This window comes from Enterobacter cloacae complex sp. ECL352 (genome assembly GCF_020149545.1).
Lineage (GTDB): Bacteria > Pseudomonadota > Gammaproteobacteria > Enterobacterales > Enterobacteriaceae > Enterobacter > Enterobacter asburiae_B.
The window spans coordinates 3,909,005-3,926,536 of sequence record NZ_CP083709.1 but is presented as its reverse complement, the minus strand read 5'-3'; the positions used below and the strand labels follow the sequence as shown (position 1 = coordinate 3,926,536).

General features: G+C 55.2%; 22 protein-coding genes. All 22 read right to left on the bottom strand.

The genetic code is table 11. The features are described from left to right. Window positions 1–128: 128 nt before the first annotated feature. Window positions 129–482 (bottom strand): hypothetical protein, encoded by a 354-nt coding sequence (locus LBF07_RS19040; RefSeq protein WP_087450042.1) that lies wholly within the window; start codon window positions 480–482, stop codon window positions 129–131. Next, window positions 482–1,549, bottom strand: coding sequence for a hypothetical protein (locus tag LBF07_RS19035; RefSeq protein ID WP_048030025.1), 1,068 nt, complete (start codon window positions 1,547–1,549; stop codon window positions 482–484). Before LBF07_RS19035 ends, LBF07_RS19040 begins: the two co-directional genes overlap by 1 nt. Window positions 1,550–1,551: 2 nt before the next feature. Then, window positions 1,552–1,854: a hypothetical protein gene (locus LBF07_RS19030; RefSeq protein WP_032666013.1), complete on the bottom strand. Its 303-nt coding sequence runs from the start codon at window positions 1,852–1,854 to the stop codon at window positions 1,552–1,554. Next, window positions 1,854–2,441 carry a phage baseplate protein gene (locus tag LBF07_RS19025; RefSeq protein ID WP_016247449.1) on the bottom strand — a complete coding sequence of 196 codons (588 nt, stop codon included), beginning with the start codon at window positions 2,439–2,441 and terminating at the stop codon, window positions 1,854–1,856. Before LBF07_RS19025 ends, LBF07_RS19030 begins: the two co-directional genes overlap by 1 nt. Further along, on the bottom strand, window positions 2,441–4,450 hold the full coding sequence (locus LBF07_RS19020) for a transglycosylase SLT domain-containing protein (protein WP_096149940.1): 2,010 nt from the start codon (window positions 4,448–4,450) through the stop codon (window positions 2,441–2,443). Before LBF07_RS19020 ends, LBF07_RS19025 begins: the two co-directional genes overlap by 1 nt. Next, window positions 4,440–4,604: a hypothetical protein gene (locus tag LBF07_RS19015; protein ID WP_023229521.1), complete on the bottom strand. Its 165-nt coding sequence runs from the start codon at window positions 4,602–4,604 to the stop codon at window positions 4,440–4,442. Before LBF07_RS19015 ends, LBF07_RS19020 begins: the two co-directional genes overlap by 11 nt. 23 nt (window positions 4,605–4,627) lie before the next feature. Continuing rightward, window positions 4,628–5,080 (bottom strand): phage tail assembly chaperone, encoded by a 453-nt coding sequence (locus LBF07_RS19010; RefSeq protein ID WP_096149941.1) that lies wholly within the window; start codon window positions 5,078–5,080, stop codon window positions 4,628–4,630. Between the two features lie 3 nt (window positions 5,081–5,083). Then, window positions 5,084–5,524 (bottom strand): DUF3277 family protein, encoded by a 441-nt coding sequence (locus LBF07_RS19005; RefSeq protein ID WP_000257260.1) that lies wholly within the window; start codon window positions 5,522–5,524, stop codon window positions 5,084–5,086. Between the two features lie 11 nt (window positions 5,525–5,535). Further along, window positions 5,536–6,696 (bottom strand): DUF3383 family protein, encoded by a 1,161-nt coding sequence (locus tag LBF07_RS19000; RefSeq protein WP_096149942.1) that lies wholly within the window; start codon window positions 6,694–6,696, stop codon window positions 5,536–5,538. 3 nt (window positions 6,697–6,699) lie between these two features. Next, complete coding sequence (locus tag LBF07_RS18995; protein WP_032238369.1) at window positions 6,700–7,263, bottom strand: hypothetical protein; 564 nt, start codon at window positions 7,261–7,263, stop codon at window positions 6,700–6,702. Then, window positions 7,238–7,627, bottom strand: a complete 390-nt coding sequence (locus LBF07_RS18990; protein ID WP_016239880.1) for a hypothetical protein — start codon at window positions 7,625–7,627, stop codon at window positions 7,238–7,240. The genes LBF07_RS18995 and LBF07_RS18990 overlap by 26 nt, the downstream gene beginning before the upstream one ends. Then, window positions 7,614–8,201, bottom strand: a complete 588-nt coding sequence (locus LBF07_RS18985; RefSeq protein WP_032177174.1) for a hypothetical protein — start codon at window positions 8,199–8,201, stop codon at window positions 7,614–7,616. The genes LBF07_RS18990 and LBF07_RS18985 overlap by 14 nt, the downstream gene beginning before the upstream one ends. Then, window positions 8,198–8,605 carry a DUF4054 domain-containing protein gene (locus LBF07_RS18980; RefSeq protein WP_001125674.1) on the bottom strand — a complete coding sequence of 136 codons (408 nt, stop codon included), beginning with the start codon at window positions 8,603–8,605 and terminating at the stop codon, window positions 8,198–8,200. The genes LBF07_RS18985 and LBF07_RS18980 overlap by 4 nt, the downstream gene beginning before the upstream one ends. Then, the gene (locus LBF07_RS18975) at window positions 8,571–8,960 is read right to left on the bottom strand and encodes a hypothetical protein (RefSeq protein WP_001040703.1); all 390 of its coding nucleotides are present in this window, start codon (window positions 8,958–8,960) and stop codon (window positions 8,571–8,573) included. Before LBF07_RS18975 ends, LBF07_RS18980 begins: the two co-directional genes overlap by 35 nt. Before the next feature lie 41 nt (window positions 8,961–9,001). Continuing rightward, window positions 9,002–9,943, bottom strand: a complete 942-nt coding sequence (locus LBF07_RS18970) for a DUF2184 domain-containing protein (RefSeq protein WP_001515079.1) — start codon at window positions 9,941–9,943, stop codon at window positions 9,002–9,004. A gap of 11 nt (window positions 9,944–9,954) precedes the next feature. Further along, entirely contained in the window at window positions 9,955–10,458 is a 504-nt protein-coding gene (locus tag LBF07_RS18965; protein WP_206462046.1) for a hypothetical protein, read from the bottom strand. Window positions 10,459–10,462: 4 nt separating this feature from the next. Then, on the bottom strand, window positions 10,463–11,695 hold the full coding sequence (locus tag LBF07_RS18960; protein WP_000873161.1) for a DUF2213 domain-containing protein: 1,233 nt from the start codon (window positions 11,693–11,695) through the stop codon (window positions 10,463–10,465). Between the two features lie 14 nt (window positions 11,696–11,709). After that, on the bottom strand, window positions 11,710–12,318 hold the full coding sequence (locus tag LBF07_RS18955; RefSeq protein ID WP_066018920.1) for a phage minor head protein: 609 nt from the start codon (window positions 12,316–12,318) through the stop codon (window positions 11,710–11,712). A gap of 13 nt (window positions 12,319–12,331) precedes the next feature. Then, window positions 12,332–13,801, bottom strand: coding sequence for a DUF1073 domain-containing protein (locus LBF07_RS18950; RefSeq protein ID WP_001567575.1), 1,470 nt, complete (start codon window positions 13,799–13,801; stop codon window positions 12,332–12,334). Further along, window positions 13,801–15,423 carry a TerL protein gene (locus tag LBF07_RS18945; RefSeq protein ID WP_206462045.1) on the bottom strand — a complete coding sequence of 541 codons (1,623 nt, stop codon included), beginning with the start codon at window positions 15,421–15,423 and terminating at the stop codon, window positions 13,801–13,803. Before LBF07_RS18945 ends, LBF07_RS18950 begins: the two co-directional genes overlap by 1 nt. Before the next feature lie 198 nt (window positions 15,424–15,621). Beyond that, window positions 15,622–16,224 carry a hypothetical protein gene (locus LBF07_RS18940; RefSeq protein ID WP_165556467.1) on the bottom strand — a complete coding sequence of 201 codons (603 nt, stop codon included), beginning with the start codon at window positions 16,222–16,224 and terminating at the stop codon, window positions 15,622–15,624. Between the two features lie 246 nt (window positions 16,225–16,470). Beyond that, window positions 16,471–17,475, bottom strand: coding sequence for a tyrosine-type recombinase/integrase (locus tag LBF07_RS18935; RefSeq protein ID WP_135942603.1), 1,005 nt, complete (start codon window positions 17,473–17,475; stop codon window positions 16,471–16,473). Window positions 17,476–17,532: the final 57 nt, after the last annotated feature.

Below are 17,532 nucleotides of genomic sequence, written 5' to 3'. Positions count from 1 at the left end.
CTCTTACAAGGTGGTTTAGAATTCTATGTGCGTGTACACAGTTTAGTCAATCATCAATCTTATCGGCATAAGGTAAACTTACTTTAGCTCATCAAGATAAACTCAGTTAGTTCAAGGGGGTTGATAGACTACCCCACAACCTTTTTACACGGGAAAGATCCGATGATTTTCGGCGCGTCCATGCTGTTCTGCAGCAGCTGGACGTTCAGGAAACGCGTTTCGGTACCCGGACGGCGAATAAACTCGAAACCGTAATTGTTACCGTCTTTGGCTGGCATGAGGCCCATGTCTGCCTTCATTCCGTTTCCGTTGCCCAGCGTTTTAATTTTCTGGGAGGTAACTGTCTCACCATTAATCCTGAACAGTGAATCAGGGATCAACTCTAATTTATAACCACCACACTGAAGCGTGATGCCGCCTGGATTTGCGGCAAACGCTAACCCCGGAAGGAAACAGAGTCCGATAACAATCCACTTTTTCACTATCCTACCTCCCGCTGTAAAGACGACGCCGAACGGAGATCCGCCGCGCCACGCGCTTCGCACATCATATCCATATACCACGCTTGGCCCCTTGTGTCGCCAGTGTACATAATCCCGCGCACAATATAAACGCCATCCGTTGCGATGCTGGCAGGCTGCGCCGTGGTGCCGCTGAGCGTGATATTTCCGTCCGTGTTCTGGTCGGTGATCTGCCCACCAGCCATAGCGATATCGTTGTTCGACAGCGCGGTGCGATACACGGAAGCCTGATCCAGTTGAATGAGCCCGTTAACCCGGATGTTCGGGTTAATCAGCGCGCGGACGTTTACGCCGTTGCCGATGGTCTGCTGTGGCATACCGATAAGCCCGGTGGCGCTGTTGAGCACAATCGCATCGTGAACATATTCGTTATTCGCCACCATCTGCCGCTGGCCGTCAACGAATTGCCATGTTGCCCCACATTGTCCGGCCACGTTATCCATAAGATGCCGTGTCATGCCAAACAGCACCCGGCCACGGGGGAATACGGTAGCAGGCATTTCAGGCGTCAGGCCTTCGGTCGCGCCTTTGGCCTCGAAGTCTTTCATCAGCGCTCGGTTCACGTCTGCGACCGTGTAACCGGCTGCCAGCGTCTGCGAGGTTATGCTGGTGGCAAAAGCCAGATCCGTATCGGCTGCCTGAATCAGGACGTAGGAATCAATAGGGCTGTCTTTACCGGTGACCGAGTAGCGAATTTCGCCGCTGAAAATCAGACCGTAGTTCCGGCCATCACTCTGGCCCACGTCCGCCGCGTCGACTTCGCGCACGGTCCCGACGTCGCTTGCCGACACCTCCGGCGCGATACCGTCGTAACCGGCAATCAGCCGCACTTTCGAAAACTCCTGCCCGGTGATGCGGTTCACCGTATCAGCTGACAGGTTGTAGATTTTGAACGTACCCACCCGCGACGCGCTGCTGATGTTGAACCAGTCGATCGTAAAGGTCACTTTAAAATCGCTGAGCTCAATACCCTGCCCGTTCTCGTCCACGAGCTGCAGCTCGAAATGTCTCATCCAGTTCTGTGACATGTTTACTCCGTTGATACCAGTAAATGACTGCGGCCGCCCAGGTCGGTTTTCGTCGGGTAATCCTGTGTGCTGTCGTCACAGACCACCACCAGCTTAAATCCGAGCCCCATATAGGCGTACTGCGCCAGCAGGTCAGCGCCGGTGACGAGAGGAATACCGGAGATCACCGGCTCCCCTCTGTCGTTCTGCAGGTCCATAATCCAGTACAGATCGCGCCAGGTGATACTAATCCGCCAGGTGGTCCCCGCCAGGATGATGCTGAATTGCTGGTTATCCGCTGTCAGCGGGATTTCCTGAATTGCCATTAGCCGAGCCCCAGTAATGACGCCGCGTTACCCGTGATGCTTTTCAGCAGCGAGGTATTTGGCGGCTTTGTGGTTTTGTTGCCGGTATTCAGTACCGCCGACGTGCTGGCCCCGTCCTTCATGTTGGTTTTATCCGCGACAGTAATCTGCTGCGTCTGCGAGATAAGAACCTCCCTCAGGGTGAGGACGGCAGACAGGACGTTTTCGGTTGTCTTGTCTGTCGTCACTTCCAGCGCGCGGATCAGCATGTTGCTGTACAGCCGTTTGCCGGTCACCACATCGAAAGGAATACGGCTCGCCTGCAGGTCGAGTATCTCCTGATACGTCTGCTGGGGACTCAGACCGAGCAGGCTGGTAGCCGTCAGGTTACTGGCAAAATCCAGCAACGAACCGCCACCAGCAAAACCGACCTCCATCACCACTTCAGACGGTTTTTTGTAGGCATGGTCAGCAATAGCGGCCCCGACCTCGACAGGGTGCTCTGTGATCTCCAGCGTGTCGGTATGCTTCTCAGAAACAACCACGCTGGGGACAATCATCCCTATTTTTCGGCTCTGCTGCTGAAAGAGCGTAGAGAGAATATCCATTAGCCCACCTTCGTTTGATTGCCACGCATAACCTGGGCGTTTGCCGACTGCTGCCGACGCTCGACCTCGGTACCGACAGAACGCGGGTCACCACCACCGTAGATGTGATAGGTGTTCTGTTGCTGTACCTGAGCACCGGGCGCGGGCATGTTGCTTAACACCTTCGGAATGTAGTTGCGGGTTTCCTGAGGCATAAGGGCCATCCCGTGCTTCTGCACGTTCCCGATCCCCCAGTTATAAGAGGCCAGCGCCTTGCTCAGGTCACCGCCGTTCGCCTGCAGCAGCTGTGAGAGATACTTTGCGGCTGCCTGCGCGGCCTTCTCCGGGTCGAAAACATCATTCCCGCGCAGCCCCATGTCGCGCGCCGTGCCGTCCATAAACTGAAACAGACCTTTAGCTCCAGCGCCTGAAACGGCGAACTGATTACCGCCCGATTCCGTGATGGCCACACTGCGCAGCAAACCTTCCGGAAGCCGGTAGAGCTGTTCCAGGTTGGTAAGCATCGGCTGCATCCATCCCAGCAGTTCAGAGCCTGCTTTGGTTGGCTGTGGCCGCTTGACTGACTGGCCGAGCTGTTCAGGTTCATCATCACCAAACCAGCCGCGCACCGTTCGGCCCACGCTGCGAGGATCGAATCCCCAGTGCTCTTTAATCCAGTCGGCGGTACCGTTGGCGCTGTCAGTAACCATCGGCATCGCTGACGGATTTTCGCTGCCCTGATTAAGCATCTGTTTGCCGATGCTGGCGGCATCAGCCCAGCGGCCATCTTTAATGGCGTTGAGCAGGTCGGCGATCATATTCAGCATTTTGCTGAACTCGCCCATCTGGTCGATGAAGTTGCTGAAATCCCACTTCAGGGACCATGATTTGGGGTCAATATTGAGCAGCTTCGCCAGCGCTTTCGCCAGGTCGTTAACGGTCGTTTTAAGGTCACGAACCATCTTCAGAGCGGCGTCGACTTCCGGTTTCCACTTGCCCCAGTCGATAAGGCTGTCACCGCCCTCCTTCCAGGTCTGATAGTCCTCCCACAGGAGGGCAATCCCCGCCGCCAGCGCGGTAATGAGGCCAATCGGCGACATCCAGAACGTACTGTTCAGAATGCGCAGCGCAATCGTCAGCGCGCCGAACAACGAGATCAGCTCCCGCGTTTGCTTATCCAGCGATTGCCACCAGTTGATAAGGCTGGATGTCCCCTCAATAAGCCGGAAGAATAGCCGTCCGATAATGTCCCCGAGCGCCAGAATGCCTTTTATGGCTTTCGTCAGGGTTTGCTCGATGCGCGGGAAGTTATCCAGGATGTGGCGGCGCAGCGTGTCCAGCGAACCCGCCAGGCCACCAGCAAGATTAGAGCCGATTTTGTCACGGGCCATGCCTGCCATCGCGCCGAACTCGCGCAGGGAGGTCATGAATTTGTTGGAGCTTCTGGCCGCCTCGTCAGCATTGAAGCCGATAGCTTTCGCCATTGCGCTGTACTGCCCGGAGAAACCGCCCACACCCCGGCGCATTGCCATCAGGGTATTTTCGTCAATGCCCAGCATCTGCGCATACTGGTTAGCCCGGTAATACGGCATGCTGCTGAGCTTCTGGCCGACACCCGTAAAGATAGCGGCCATGTCGCGCATGTTGCCGCTGGCGTCACGGGTCTGTACGCCCAGGCGATTCAGGAAGCCTTCCGCGCCGGGATTGTTACGAACAAACCGGGAGAGGCTTTCCAGAGAGGTTCGCGCCGCGTCAACGCTGCCGCCCACCTGCGAAACCGCATAGCCAATAGACTGAATCCCCTGAACCGTCGCGCCGGTGCGCTGTGACGCCCAGTAGAGATTATCCAGCCCCGAGGCGATCTTAGCCGTGAAGGCCACCACGGTAAGCGCGGCACCTTCGACGGCCAGCCCCATTTTGATGGCGTTTGCGGTCGTACCGGCGAGAACAGAGTCGAACTTTGACGCGCCTGCTTCATCGATATCAAAACCGAGCGAGACGAGGAAATCTTTAATAGTCTCAGCGTTCATTATCCTCTCTCCATTTCTCAATACGGCGCTGGTTGTCTGCCTTAACGGCCAGGTGGTCATTCATCAGCGCGATATCGCACAGATCGACTGATCCATCCTTCAGCGCGTAATAAGGGATTAACCCGGCGTCAACCGGGTCAAGGAGATAAGACAGCCCGTCAGGCAGGCTGTTGAGGGTTAACCCTGAGGCTGGCCCGGCGTCGCGCTGGTAGGGCTCACGGGCAAAAAATTTCCCAGTGAATCGGCGACCACCCGCGCCACCAGCTGCAGCATGGTCAGCAGGTCGATATCATCGAACATCAGCTGACCGCTGTTGAATACCGGCGTCCATCTGTCCATGTGCTTGCGTGATACAACGGCCAGGCACGGATGAATAATCGCGTTGGTGTCTTCTTCGGTCAGGGAAGACAGTTTTTCAGCGATACACGGCAGCAGGGTTTCAAACACCGGTTGTAGTTTATCGAATTTCACGTTGTCGATTTTGCCATCAGCAGGCAGAAGGGAGCGAATGCTCCCGAAATCTGACATCATGCCCGCCAGCACCGGCAGCAGTTTGCGGGTCACTTTCAGCTGGTCAAAAACGCTGAGTTTTGCCACGCGGTAATCGTGGCCTTTGATTGAGCATTCCATCTGTTAAAACTCTCCGAGAACCTGATCGATTTTGCCGCAGTCAAACACCCAGGGCATCGTATTACCGGCTTTAGCGTTGGCGTTATCCGGCTGTTTCTGGAACGCCACGCTGCGCGCCGTGATGATGTCTCCGCTCACCTTGTTTCGGATCACAATGACGTTGTTTCCCCAGGTACCTGAGGACTGACTCTGCGCGTTGTACGCCAGCGACAACTTTTTGTTTGTCGGCGAGGTCTTCAACAGGTTGACGGTTACCGTGCCGCTTTTGTCCGCGTGCAGGCTGTGCATCACTTCGCCATCAGCGCCGATGGTCATGGTATTTTTGGGGCCGCCCATTGCAACGGTGATCCCCTCCTCTGAACTGGCGGAACCGTAGCCCAGATCAATCTCGCCGGTCGGGCCGGAGAGGGACGCCGTGACGTCCATAAAAGAATAAGTAGCCATTCATGTTCTCCTTAGCGAACGACGTTGATCTGCACATCAGCGAAATGAACCGCACCCGCCAGCTTACAGGCCACCTGAATAACCGGTGCCTTACGTGCTTCACGGTCTGCCTGCGCCTGCTCGGAAATCGGCTGCGCGTAGACGTAATAGCCTTTTGTCAGCGTGTCGCCGGAATCCAGCTGCCCAATCGGGCCACCGTTCCATACGCCAGCCGCTACCAGACCGTTCGTGACGGACTGATCCATAGACTGTTCAACGTTGGAAAGCAGACGGGTCACACCGGCATCAGTCTGCGGAATTTTGGTGGTGCTGGTGTAAAGCAGGTTATAGAGGTTGGTCTGAACGTAGTTCTGCAACCAGTCGAGCCCGTGGCGCTCGTCGAAGAAGTCACCGTTCGCCATGACACCCTGTTGCAGGATCGCCGTGTCGTTGGCGTAGTACACGAACACGTTCGCATTCTTCGTATCCACCGCAGCCGCCTGGCCTACCGTCAACGTTTCGTAGGTTACGCTCGGTTCCTGTTTGAATTTCAGGGTAATGGTGGTATTGCTGCCGTTGAAATTGACAGTAAACGCGCGACCGAAAGCTGAAACCGCCGCATAAGGGCTGCTGGTGGAATATTGAATAAAGGTACGGGAATACTTACCGGCCTTTAATTTAGACGCAACATCGGTCGTCGAAGTCGTGCTGATGATCTCAGCGTCGGCTGACGTTACCCCGAAAATGCGGCTCAGGCTGGACGCTTCGATGAGTTTAGCAACCTCAATCACGTCGTCAGCATCAAGCACATCATCGCCATCAGCAACATCATCAGCGACAACCAGCCCATACCAGTTGGTATACTGCAGGCAGGCATTAACAGCTTGCACGATGGTTTCCACGCTTCCACCTTCGGAAGAGGTCAGCGTCTTCGCCCAGCGGCCAACATAAACCTGCGTCGGCTTCGGCGACTGGCTGAAGAAAACCTGCGCCGCTTCATATTCCGGGCTGTCGACTCCGAAGTCCTCGCCAATGTCCTCAACGGACGCATAAAGGCGGACGCGTTCCTGCACTGGAATGACAGTGGAAGAACCGAGGATCAGCAGCGCGCCGAAGTTACGACCAGTAGCCGCTTTCGGCGAGATGATCACATCAACGTTTACAACGTTGGATACAGGTAAGCCCTGCGTCATAGTTTATTCTCCAAAAAAGGTGACTGGCGCTTCCACCAGCGATTTAATACCGTACTCGCGCACAACCTTCCGGCGCAGGCGCACCGTCATGTCGTAGCGGCGAACCCATTGCTGGTTGATAAGTTCGGGGAAAGGGGTCAGACCGGTATAGTCGCCCAGAGACAAACCAAGCGCGTTCAGCTCAGCATTGTTTTGCGGCACAGATATGCCATCGCGAAAACGGGACGCATAAGACATACCAGCCGGGCCATAGAACGACGCCATGCACTCGAACGTTTCATGCCGCCAGAGCTGAGCGCCCTCGTCGGTCTGATTGGTGAATGCAGGGTTGTTATCAATGAGCAACCCGGTAACGCCAAACGCGCACCAGTTCGTTTCAACGGGTGGCAGTGGCGGCTGATTTTTCTGCCAGCGCGGACGAACCATTCCAGACGGCAAGCCGGAAACATTGCGCATCCACTGGCTTAACAGCCTGTCTAGCGCTTCGTCATAATCCGGATCGCCGCTGGTGGGTGTCAGCCAGCCGCGCTCTGTGCTGGTGTTATTGCTCAACGGGAGTTCCCCCATCAAACGGCAGTAATTCGCAATGTGCCTGGACGAAGCCAGCACCGTAAGCCGTGTACGGGTCAACGAATGTCACACGATAATCACGGTTCTGGTACGTCACGATATCGGCGTCACGGCCAGTCTGCCCCTGCGTCAGCCGCTCAGTTGTCACGATGAGAATCGCGCCACTGATAACCTGGCCGGACTGCATACGTCGGTTTTCGAGAGAGCGGTCAACGGTAACAACTCCGGCAAACTGCGTTTTAACTTCGCTGTCGCTGCCGATCCCGTCCTCGTCCACCGTTTGCGCGCGACGCGTTACCCACAGGTTGAAGTCGCAAAAATCGGGGTCAAAAAGTACGTCCGTCACATCAAGATTCGGCATCTTTATCCCTCACAATATGGGTAATGGCTCTGCGGTACTGTCCGGTATCAATCAACGGCCTTACATTCTCATTGCTTATCAATTGACCAGAATCTGGGTTGATAGCATTAAGCTTTCCGTCTGCCGATCTGCGTGCTAACTCAGCTTTCGCCCCTTTGCGCCCTCGACGCGCGCGTGCTTCAACGGTGCTATCAGCAAGCGGTGTAAAGCCGGTAATGGTCATGTAACGCCTGACGCCATTCGCGGCCAGCGTTCCGGCGCGGTTAAGCGCTCTTTCCGCACCCGCCGCATTTCCATCAAGCGCAGCCTGCGCCGCTGCTTTGAGCTGCGGCACCGTCTGTTCCTCTACGGATTTAACGCCGGGGATCAGGTGCGGGCGTGGGGGTATGTTTTGCGCTGGTGAGCCGTATTCGTTGACGTAACCGATCCCGGCATTACCAAACGGAACATCCTCACGCTCGCTGTCTTCTTCCGGGATGCCCACCAGCACATCCTTTTTGGTTAGCGACCGGAGCGCATCCAGAATGGCCTGAGCGTTATCAACCCTCGTTGTTACACCACTTTTGAAACTCATAGCTGGCGACCTCCCGCACCGAACATCGTGATCAGCTGATAAAATTCAGCGCCATATCGGGTGTTATTCCAGAAGCCTGCGTCAGGGTTTAGCGTCGCGCTGGTGTCATAGCTGACGCTTACCTTGTCAACGGACTTGGAGGACTGAACACCATTGGTTGAGCCACCCGGGCCGCCGACGAGCATTGCCCGGCTATCTGCCGCCCAGAGCGTCATGTAGTGAGCCACGAACAACTCGACAAAGTACGGAAACAACTCTTTGCCGGTGACGTTTTCGCTCAGCAGCACATCAGCCAGATTCAGACGAAACTGGATTTGTGCTTCGGGATATTTGGCAGGGTCAGCAAACTGTGGAAAGTCGCGCCGAAAATCACTTACTGTTGGCAGGCTTTGATTCTTTGGCATCTTTCGCCCCATTACCGCCAGTCTGGGCGGCAGCAATCTGCGCTTGCAGGCTGTCGTTCTGCTCTTGCAGCTTGAGCAGCGCTTCTCGCAGATCGGCAATCAACTGATCTTTATCGATAATCTGCTTATCTTTGTCGGCAATCTGAGCTTGCAGGCTGTCGATAATGGGTTGCAGATCATCGGTGTCGCTAATCACGCTTTCGGAAAGCTCGGAGTGCGCCTGGGTGAACCAGTGCGACGCGACCTCTTCCGGTACGTTATGCCGTCCCCGGCCAAACTCCCTTTTTGACTGATCGCCGAGCGTCAGCGTAAACGGGGTGTGAACATGGATGGTAACCAGCTTTTCTTTCGCCATTTTCAGTTCCCTTCTGGCCCCTTTCGGGGCCGTTCTGGTTATCAGATACCGTCCACGTAGGACAGGGTTTCTTTGTACACTGGCTCAACCGCACCGAGCTTGCCGTAGTAGGTCGCAATCTGATACAGACCGCGATACTGGACAGGAACGCTCTGCAACGGCACCAGCGGATAGCGCACGTATTTCTTGTCGTTGGTGTAGGCGATCATACGGTCTTTACCGCCAACCCCACGCCCTTTCAGCCATTTGACCGCTTTGATTTCAAGCGGAACGCCGTTCTGGTGGAAAGCGATAGTGTTCACAGCCAGATAGGTCAGCAGTGACTGGTTACCCGCTTCGGAAACCTTACGGCTCGCCAGCAGTGAATACTGCTCTGGCGGAATGCGCAGATCAGAAGGCACGATGGAATAACCGGATGCTGCCCAGGCATTAGACAGAATGCTGTTCACGCTATCGAGGATCTCGTCGTTGGTTGAGTTCGCCCAGGTCTTCGGCGCGTTGTTCAGCGTCACACCGACGAGGTTTGCCAGACCTTTCAGGCCGAGTGCGTCATCACCGATGTAAACCTGCTCGTCGTTGTCCATCTGCCATTTGAGCTGCATCCCGTCGTACTTCTGGGTATCAATCGGGCGGCCTACCTGCTGAGCAGCTGCCAGCTCTACAACGGTCCAGCCCAGTTCCATACCCCAGAGGTTCAGTGGATTGCCGTCTTTGCTGATATCCACGTTCACGCCAGCAATAGCGGTGGAGTCTTTGCCTACCCAGTTTTTACCGTTCGGATTTGCGCCAGTACCAGCAGCGCCAAAACTGGTGTTAGTCCAGCTGGAAATGTCATCTGCGATAGAAACGTCTTCACGCAGCTGAATATCGCGGGTCCAGGTGTAACCCACCAGCGGCAGGTTCAGCGTCTGGTCGAGTCGCTCCAGCTCCCCGATGAGAAAGGCACCAGAGCTATCAACGGTTGCCTGATCAAAAGTAATCATTCGTCTGTTCCTTAAATCTTCCAGGAGATTTCTGCATTGCCGTTAGCGTCACCGGCCCCTGTGAATTCGGCGTTGGTCAGCGCCACGTTTTTGCCACTGACGGACGTGGACATGAAGCCGCCCAGCGGCACTTTGATGGATTCATCAGTGGAGACGACAACGTATACCGGGTCGCCTTTTTTGATGGTGCTGGCATCAAAATCAGAACCGAGATTAATGGTCATGTAGCCACGCTTCATGGCGTCACCCGGGAAGTTCTTATCCGTCCCCACCTGGCGAACCATGTCTGGCTGCGATGTGGTCGGATACGGACGAACGTAGATCCCCTTCACCTTGTCGGCGGTGTCACCGTCCGCCAGCGGCACGAAAAAGCCGTCAGCGTCATATTTGCCAGCCAGACCATAGGCAGCGAAGGCGTTAGCGGATTTAAGGATCACCGGTTCGACGGTTAAGTCCTGCGGGCGAGAGATAGCCCCGGCAATGCCAACAGGCATCCGGTACAGATATGCAGTCATTGGATTATCCTTTGCGGTTAGACCAGAAGTCGGCGTTTTGTTTGTTCAGGGAAGCGATGCTGGTCATGCCCATATTTGGACGTTGTGCATCGCCCGTGGTGCTGCGGGTGTTTCGCCCTTTGGCAATCTCTGACACGGCGTTAAACGCCATATCTACCGATTGCTTGGGCAATTTGCGGATATCCGCATCACCGACAACCTGGCGAACCAGTGTTTTGTCAGCGGCAGCCAGCACATCACGTTTGAACGCGGTCGGTTTCACCTTACGGCTCAGATCGATACCCGGGACGATAACCTCGGCACGATAGGCAGAGTCACCGGTAATCGTGGTTTCCTCTTCGTCGTCCTCGCCGTCGCCGGTCGGATCTTTTTTGTCTTTTTCGTCAGGCTTATTGTCGTTATCGCCCGTCGCAGTTCCTTCGAGCTTAGCCAGCAGGGCTTTGAGCAAGGTTTTGATATCGTCCTCGCCGTCGCCGGTTGGCTCTCCGCCCATTTCCGGCTTTTTGTCCGGCAATGGTTGCTGCGGTGAAAGGTTAATGTTGAGGTTAACGCCGCTCGGCAGATCCCCTTCGTCACCCGTTACCGCCGCTGGCGCAGAGTCCAGCAGTTCGTTCATGGTGTCAGCGTCACCCGTTTTGATGGCCGTGCGCATGCGGGTCCACCAGCTTTTCTTTTGATTTGCCATTGTGTCTCTGTCTCCAATTGCACAACGATTTCCGGCTCTGCCTTTAGGGACAAGAGCCACATGGTTTCCGGTAATATCGACCTGCTCGGCTTTACCTGGCTCGGTCTGCTCGTACTCCGCGTCATAGCCGCACGACACTTCGCGCAGACCATCTTCGATAAGCTGAATGGCGCTTTCGTCTTTGACGATAAGGTCTGCCAGCATCAAATCAGACTGGTCACCAGTCCCGCGCCGCACGTTCTGAAGATGCCCGACAGCAAGCTCTTTCCAGTTCTCGGGATTTACCAGCCGCACATTCCCGTTTTCATCTTCAGGATGCAGGATCGTGATGCTCATCCCTTCGAATGAGGCGAGCGTGGCCGGATGGAATACCTGCTCAGGAGAGCGCGTTACGACTATCTCACCGAGCTTGTCGGGTTTGAGGTTTGGCAGATCGGCAGCGCCGTATAGCTGCTTACCCGTTCGACCTATCGGCACGTCTTTGCACAGCAGCGAGCCGTCAGCCAGCTGATAGCGGGTTTCCCCCAGCCGGGTATTGAAAAAATATTTCATGGTTTACCTGCGATTCAGGCGAGATAAGAATGAGGGTTGGGGAAGACGATTTCTTTGTAACAGCGGCAGTTCGGCAGCTCGCCAGCGTGACCGGTCATGCCGTCAAGCGTTGGAGGTCGGCCCCATTCGACAAACTTACCCTCCATCTCCCGATGAGAATGCCGGACGTCGCCATCTTCGGCTGTACGCCATATATAACCATTCGAACCGATTGACAGCGCACGCGCCTGATCGAGCGCGCCGGTTGCGCGTCCAAGCTCGGTACGGGCGATAAGGTTCGCTCGTGAGCGTGACACGTCACCTGACGCAGCTATCTCTTTCGCGAATGGCTCAGCGCGGCCACCAGTCACAACTGCCTCGATGGCCTTGTTCTGAATGTCATACACCCGATCGGCAGCCTCAAGAGGCAGCGATTTGATGTACTTAATTTGCTCGGCAACGATGGATTTCATCACCTGGCCTACCGGGGCGCGGTCAACCATGTTGCGCAGCTCTGAGCTGATGTTCCGGCTGTGCTGACGCCACTGCTTTTCATTCTGGCGCGCTATGTCTGCGGTGAAGTTCTCAGCTACCTTAGTCGCCCAGGGAGTGATGATTTCGCTGTAGCGCTCCAGCGCATCCATTATTTCGGTGACACTATCGTTTGAACCATCGTAGCGACCATTTACGATATCCCCGACCGCCCGCGCTATCTGCCGTAGGCTCGTTCGATATCGGATCTCCGCCTGGCGGCTCTGGCGGTTTGTCGCCAAGTTCGCCGATGCCTGGCGGCGCTTCGTCTTCGGCATTCTCGATATCCTCGTCGGTAATGGATGCCCCGATGCCGGTGACGTCAGAGTTTTCGCGCAGGTCGGTCATCGCCGCCTTACGCGTCATCAATCCGTCGCCCAGCGCGGTACTGATCGCGTTGGTGGTGTTTACGGCCACCGTTGATCGGTCAACGTCTGACATTTGCCATAGCGGGTTAAACTCAAACGTGAAATCGTCCGGCAGCGGCTTTCCGAGTTCCGAGCGGTGCATAATGTCCAGTATCCGGCGCATCGGCAGCCGTAAGCGGCGCTCCTGCAATGAGCTCACCCGGTCGTAATAGTTGGCGAGGTCTGCATCACCAGTAGAGAAGCCTTTCGGGGATTGACCGAACAGGCGTACCAGCGGGATACCAACGGCACCGCTGATCTGCTCAGCAAACTGCGAAAGAATGTCATCCAGACCACTAAAGCTGTACTGGTGGGTTTCGAACTTATCCCGCGAGTCCATGAGCGTCATACCTTCATTGCTCTGGAACTGGCGGATCAGGTCGATGTTCTTCAGCAACGCTTCGAACGCCGGGCCTCCAAGCGCGATAAGCTCGCGCAACTTCTCCACGCTATAGGTACGCAGATGCGCTTTATAGACCAGCTGCGCCGCGCCGACAGTAGCGCTATCGAACGCAGTAAGCCGATCCCAGATACGCTCTACAACCGACATTCCCCATTCGTTTTCGGTCATCTTCTGCTGGAATGGCAGCGTGACGCCATCAAAGCGGATCAGGCGGCTGTGATGGATGCGCCAGGCCGGAATGCCCGTTGCGGTGGTCACCACGTCGTAAAACTCAGGCTTGCCGAGGTCCGGCCCCATCTCTTTAATGCGGCGTGTCAGCACCGGGTTAATCATCCAGCGGTCGAGCGGGAGAATGCCCTTAAACTTGCCCTCGCCAATGGTTTCGAGTCGCAGCGGGGTCATTGGTGCTTGCCCCTCGATCATGATGAAGCCGACCGCGCCGCCGTAGAGGCGCGACCATTTCAGCACGTCGTTCAGCGCATCCCAGATCTGCAACTCATCCAGTTGCGCTTCGAGGGTGCCACGGTCTTTGGCGTCAATCTCCGAAGTGATGCGAATGCCCTTTCGGGTCATATCGTCCGGGATAGCGTCGACCGCTTCACCGATAACCCACGAACCGCGATATGACCATTCCACCAGCATGCGGTTGCGGCTGGTGAAGTTCGCCCGGTAGGTCGATGCTGAATGCTGGTTAGGCGTCTGCATCCCAACGCGGGCGACGAAGTTCTCGTAGCCGTCAGCGGTGGCCTGTGCCGTTCGCTGAGAGGATTGCTTGTTTCGTGCCATCAGGCCTGTCTCCCTAGCAGCTCCCAGATGTTCAGGGCTGAATTCATTGGCGCGTAGCTGATCATCACCGAGTCGGCGAGGTTCGGCGACTTGGTGCCATCAGGCTGTTTATCAACAACGATTTTCCCCACGCCATTAATGGAGTAGGTCGGCTGCGACAGCTCAATGATGAGTTTGTCTTTGCTCGCCATGGCGCTGCTGATTGAGATGATTTCGTCCGGGTTGTAGGCCATGCCCTCAACCACGGCGCGATAGGTGTTCTGGAAAAGCTTGCGTAGCCACCACCAGCTCTGGGCCTTGGCGTTGGCGAAGAAGTCCTTGTTCAGGCGTGCGGCCTGTCCGTTGTCCCCGCGCACCGCTTCATCGTCCGGATCAAATACCGCGCCGCTACCACGAAACGGTGTGGCGAGTATTGACGGTCGGCGCGCTGCGTAACGCAGTTCGTTGATGGCGCGCGCATCGCCGCGAACGCCAGCACCCAGGCCGTCCTCGTCGAAGCGAAACTCTTCGAGGTTGTCCTGTTCGCAAAAGCCGAAGACCTTCTCAACAGACTGGTAAATGTCGCTGCCAACGCCGGACCATTCACGCACGTTCTCCAGAAGGAAGCCGTGACGGGTCGAAAAGGCATTTTTGTCCCGGCCTTCGTCGGCGACGTCCATCGCGCCCAGTCGCTTGCCCGTTGGCTGAATACCAAGTTTGATATGCGCGTCGACGGCAGCCTGTACCCAGTCGGACGGGATCAGGACGCCTTCCGCAGATGCGCTGTAGTTCAGGTCAAGTTCCTGCGCCACCACCACCGGATTGTCGATTTTCTCGCACTCCCTGCGATACCACTCTTCATCCTTGCGCGGGTCATCTCGCCAGTGGAACGTAAACACCGGGATATTTCCGCTGTGGCGCTTACGGGCAAACGGGTTATTCATGCCATTGACGGATGAGAGGTCTATACGGCAGCGGGTCGTCTGAGAGAGCGCAGCATCGATGAGTAATGGTCGTTTGAGGAATGCCGACTCATCCACGAAATAAAGTGTGGTACGGTCACCACGGCCAATGTTATCGCCAGCCTCTCCCTTAATGACCGCGCCCGTTTCCGGGAACTCCACGCGCATGTAAGGAGCATGTTTTTTGTCACTCCATGAACCGCGAAACTCTACCGGCAGTAGCTCGACAAACTTACGCGCTTTCCAGAAAAGTGCTTTCGGGTCGCCGGTACTGTCGACATATTCCTCTTTACGGGAACCGAACCCGATCACCATTTCTTTGTTGAACAGGCAAAGCGAACAAGCCAGACCGATAGAGGTCCAGCTCAGCCCCATTTCGCGGCTTTTTTCTGTCAGTCCATGCTCAAGACTGGCGCGCCTGTCCATGATCCAGTTAATCCATTCCTCCTGGCGGGGGAACAGCAAAAACGGGATGGTCGCAGGCAGTCCATAATCGAGGTTACGCGGGTCTGTCGTCATGCCCCAGTCGATGATGAATTGGGCCGGGTTAGTGCGGTAAAACTCACGGAGTGCCGGAAGCATTTCAGGCGCTTTCCTGATCCGCTCCAGCCTCTCCATTCTCCACTCAAACACGGCGGTATAGTCCGGTTTGCGGAAGTCAAAGGGGAACGGGATCGGCACAGAAAAATTCCTCAAAAACGCCCCGATTTAACATAATGGTCGTTACCCGCACTGGCGCAACAGCACCCATCACGCAAACACGGTGAAGCCTCTGTTTTGAACAGAAAAGTGGTCAAATCGGGATGAATAAAACGTGCATAAAACGGGTCAAAAAGTGCATAGCGTTTTTTCGGTTCGAAACGCCTGTTTTTGCAATTTTCAGCCCATGAGTTTTTTGTAGATATCTGCGGCCTCATGCGGGGACAGGTTCGCCGCGTCGGCTTTGGCTGCCTCGTCCATATTGGTGAACGATTCGAAAATTTTCGGCGCTCCAAGCTCCATAAGCAGGGTTGCCGGAACCTTTATCCCCTCAGCCTCAAGCAGCTGCGCCGCCTGCAGCGCGGTGTATTTACCATCCACCTTGTGCTTCATCACCTCACGAAGCACATCACGCTGACGGTCCTCTTCCCCATAAACACTGCGGCCGAGTCCAAGAGCTTTGGCAAATACCGCAACATCATTGTGCGTTGGTAAAACATCCTCGACAGTTGTTTTCAGTCCATCCGAGGATTTGGTGACAATCTTTCGCTTCCGAACGTCCAGGCTTTTACCTGCAACGTTGTTAATCTTTTCCATCAGAACTTCGCGAGCCTCGGTAAAGGCACGATTAAAGTCGGCGTGTTCCTTGCGCCAGTTGCGGATAGTCGCCTCGTCAATTTCCAGTCGCTGGGCAACCATACGGTTTGAGATCTTGTTACGGGCCAGAGCCATATCAATAACGATACCGACGTAGGCCTTCTTAAAGCTATTTTTACGGGCCATACGCTTACCTGAAATCGGGTGCTGTTTATATTTTGTTCAAAGTTATTTTCCCGCATTTTGCGTGCGGAATAATTCTGAGAAAAAATCTGCTCCGGGGCCGCAAGCCTGCTGGGTTTAAGTGCGGAAGTAAAAACGTCAAAAAATGCGGAGTTATCCATTTTCCGTAAAAACTGCGATTTGATGCCCGGAGGCCGCGCAGAATGGGGAGATAGTGGATCGCCCTAATATTTCCACTATGTGGATAACTCAGTCCAAATCCATCTCCACCACTTCACCGAACAGGTGACCGTAAACGTCCATTGTGGTTTTGATGTTCGAATGCCCAATAAGTCGGGAAACCTTCAGGATATCGACGCCTTTGTTTGCCAGCCGAGATACAGCAAAGTGGCGAAGATGATGGAATCGCTTAATGCCATAGTCGTTCAGGGTTCTGACGAGAACGCCCTGAGTGCCGTAGCTGGTAGCGAGGCATGCGCCGGTAAACTGGTTGCAGATAAGAGGCTCAGAGGTACCGAGTTTACTTTTATCCAGCAACGCGAAAAGCTCACGCGGCATCCGTACCCGGCGCTCCACTCCTCTTTTCAGCCCCTCATGTATAACGCCGTCAACAACATGCCCCCGGATGTCGATCCAGTCGGCTGACACGTCGTTATAAGTAACCGCCAGAGCCTCACCGATGCGCAGGCCACAAATCCCGAGCCAGCACGCGATACGCTCACGAACTGGCGCGTTATTCAGTAGCTCCCTGACCGATGATGATGGCGGAATGGTGATGGGTCGACGCTTCCGGCGCGCGGGACGGTCAACAGGGTTAAAAGTGATGAGCCGCTTTTCCACCAGCAGGAAGAAAGCCGAACGAATCCAGCGATGGCAGCCGGTGCGAACCGAATCAACGATATCGCGATGGCTGATATGGAGAATATTTTTTTCCAGTATCGGCCCGTCTACAGCGAGAAGATCGTGACGGCATTTCGTATATGACGACAACCGAATGATATTTTTTTCCAGCTTGCCGGCCTGATACCCCAGATAAAACAGAATTAATTTTCGGAAAGTCCAGGAATGGTCTATTCCGGTCCAGCTGGCAGTTCGACAATCCAGCTCGATATTCTGTTTTTGCCAGAAAAGATGTGCGGCATCATCAATATTCTTAAAAATGCGGCGGCGTCCATGACCGGATTTTTCATCCTTCCAGTGGACGTAATATTTTGATTGTCCAATGGCATCAGTGGATTCTTTTATCGAAGCCATGCTGAACAATCCTCACTCAAAAAACATTATCAAAGCCCCTCAGTGAAGGGCTCCTGT

What these genes read in the sequence shown, in the direction of transcription:
- LBF07_RS18940 (WP_165556467.1), bottom strand. Translation starts at nt 16,224, where the DNA reads ATGGCCCGTAAAAATAGCTTTAAGAAGGCCTACGTCGGTATCGTTATT.
- LBF07_RS18985 (WP_032177174.1), bottom strand. Translation starts at nt 8,201, where the DNA reads ATGAGTTTCAAAAGTGGTGTAACAACGAGGGTTGATAACGCTCAGGCC.
- LBF07_RS18965 (WP_206462046.1), bottom strand. Translation starts at nt 10,458, where the DNA reads ATGACTGCATATCTGTACCGGATGCCTGTTGGCATTGCCGGGGCTATC.
- LBF07_RS19025 (WP_016247449.1), bottom strand. Translation starts at nt 2,441, where the DNA reads ATGGATATTCTCTCTACGCTCTTTCAGCAGCAGAGCCGAAAAATAGGG.
- LBF07_RS19035 (WP_048030025.1), bottom strand. Translation starts at nt 1,549, where the DNA reads ATGTCACAGAACTGGATGAGACATTTCGAGCTGCAGCTCGTGGACGAG.
- LBF07_RS18955 (WP_066018920.1), bottom strand. Translation starts at nt 12,318, where the DNA reads ATGGATGCGCTGGAGCGCTACAGCGAAATCATCACTCCCTGGGCGACT.
- LBF07_RS18980 (WP_001125674.1), bottom strand. Translation starts at nt 8,605, where the DNA reads ATGCCAAAGAATCAAAGCCTGCCAACAGTAAGTGATTTTCGGCGCGAC.
- LBF07_RS18950 (WP_001567575.1), bottom strand. Translation starts at nt 13,801, where the DNA reads ATGGCACGAAACAAGCAATCCTCTCAGCGAACGGCACAGGCCACCGCT.
- LBF07_RS19000 (WP_096149942.1), bottom strand. Translation starts at nt 6,696, where the DNA reads ATGACGCAGGGCTTACCTGTATCCAACGTTGTAAACGTTGATGTGATC.
- LBF07_RS18990 (WP_016239880.1), bottom strand. Translation starts at nt 7,627, where the DNA reads ATGCCGAATCTTGATGTGACGGACGTACTTTTTGACCCCGATTTTTGC.
- LBF07_RS19030 (WP_032666013.1), bottom strand. Translation starts at nt 1,854, where the DNA reads ATGGCAATTCAGGAAATCCCGCTGACAGCGGATAACCAGCAATTCAGC.
- LBF07_RS19010 (WP_096149941.1), bottom strand. Translation starts at nt 5,080, where the DNA reads ATGGAATGCTCAATCAAAGGCCACGATTACCGCGTGGCAAAACTCAGC.
- LBF07_RS19020 (WP_096149940.1), bottom strand. Translation starts at nt 4,450, where the DNA reads ATGAACGCTGAGACTATTAAAGATTTCCTCGTCTCGCTCGGTTTTGAT.
- LBF07_RS18960 (WP_000873161.1), bottom strand. Translation starts at nt 11,695, where the DNA reads ATGAAATATTTTTTCAATACCCGGCTGGGGGAAACCCGCTATCAGCTG.
- LBF07_RS18935 (WP_135942603.1), bottom strand. Translation starts at nt 17,475, where the DNA reads ATGGCTTCGATAAAAGAATCCACTGATGCCATTGGACAATCAAAATAT.
- LBF07_RS18970 (WP_001515079.1), bottom strand. Translation starts at nt 9,943, where the DNA reads ATGATTACTTTTGATCAGGCAACCGTTGATAGCTCTGGTGCCTTTCTC.
- LBF07_RS18995 (WP_032238369.1), bottom strand. Translation starts at nt 7,263, where the DNA reads ATGGGGGAACTCCCGTTGAGCAATAACACCAGCACAGAGCGCGGCTGG.
- LBF07_RS19005 (WP_000257260.1), bottom strand. Translation starts at nt 5,524, where the DNA reads ATGGCTACTTATTCTTTTATGGACGTCACGGCGTCCCTCTCCGGCCCG.
- LBF07_RS18975 (WP_001040703.1), bottom strand. Translation starts at nt 8,960, where the DNA reads ATGGCGAAAGAAAAGCTGGTTACCATCCATGTTCACACCCCGTTTACG.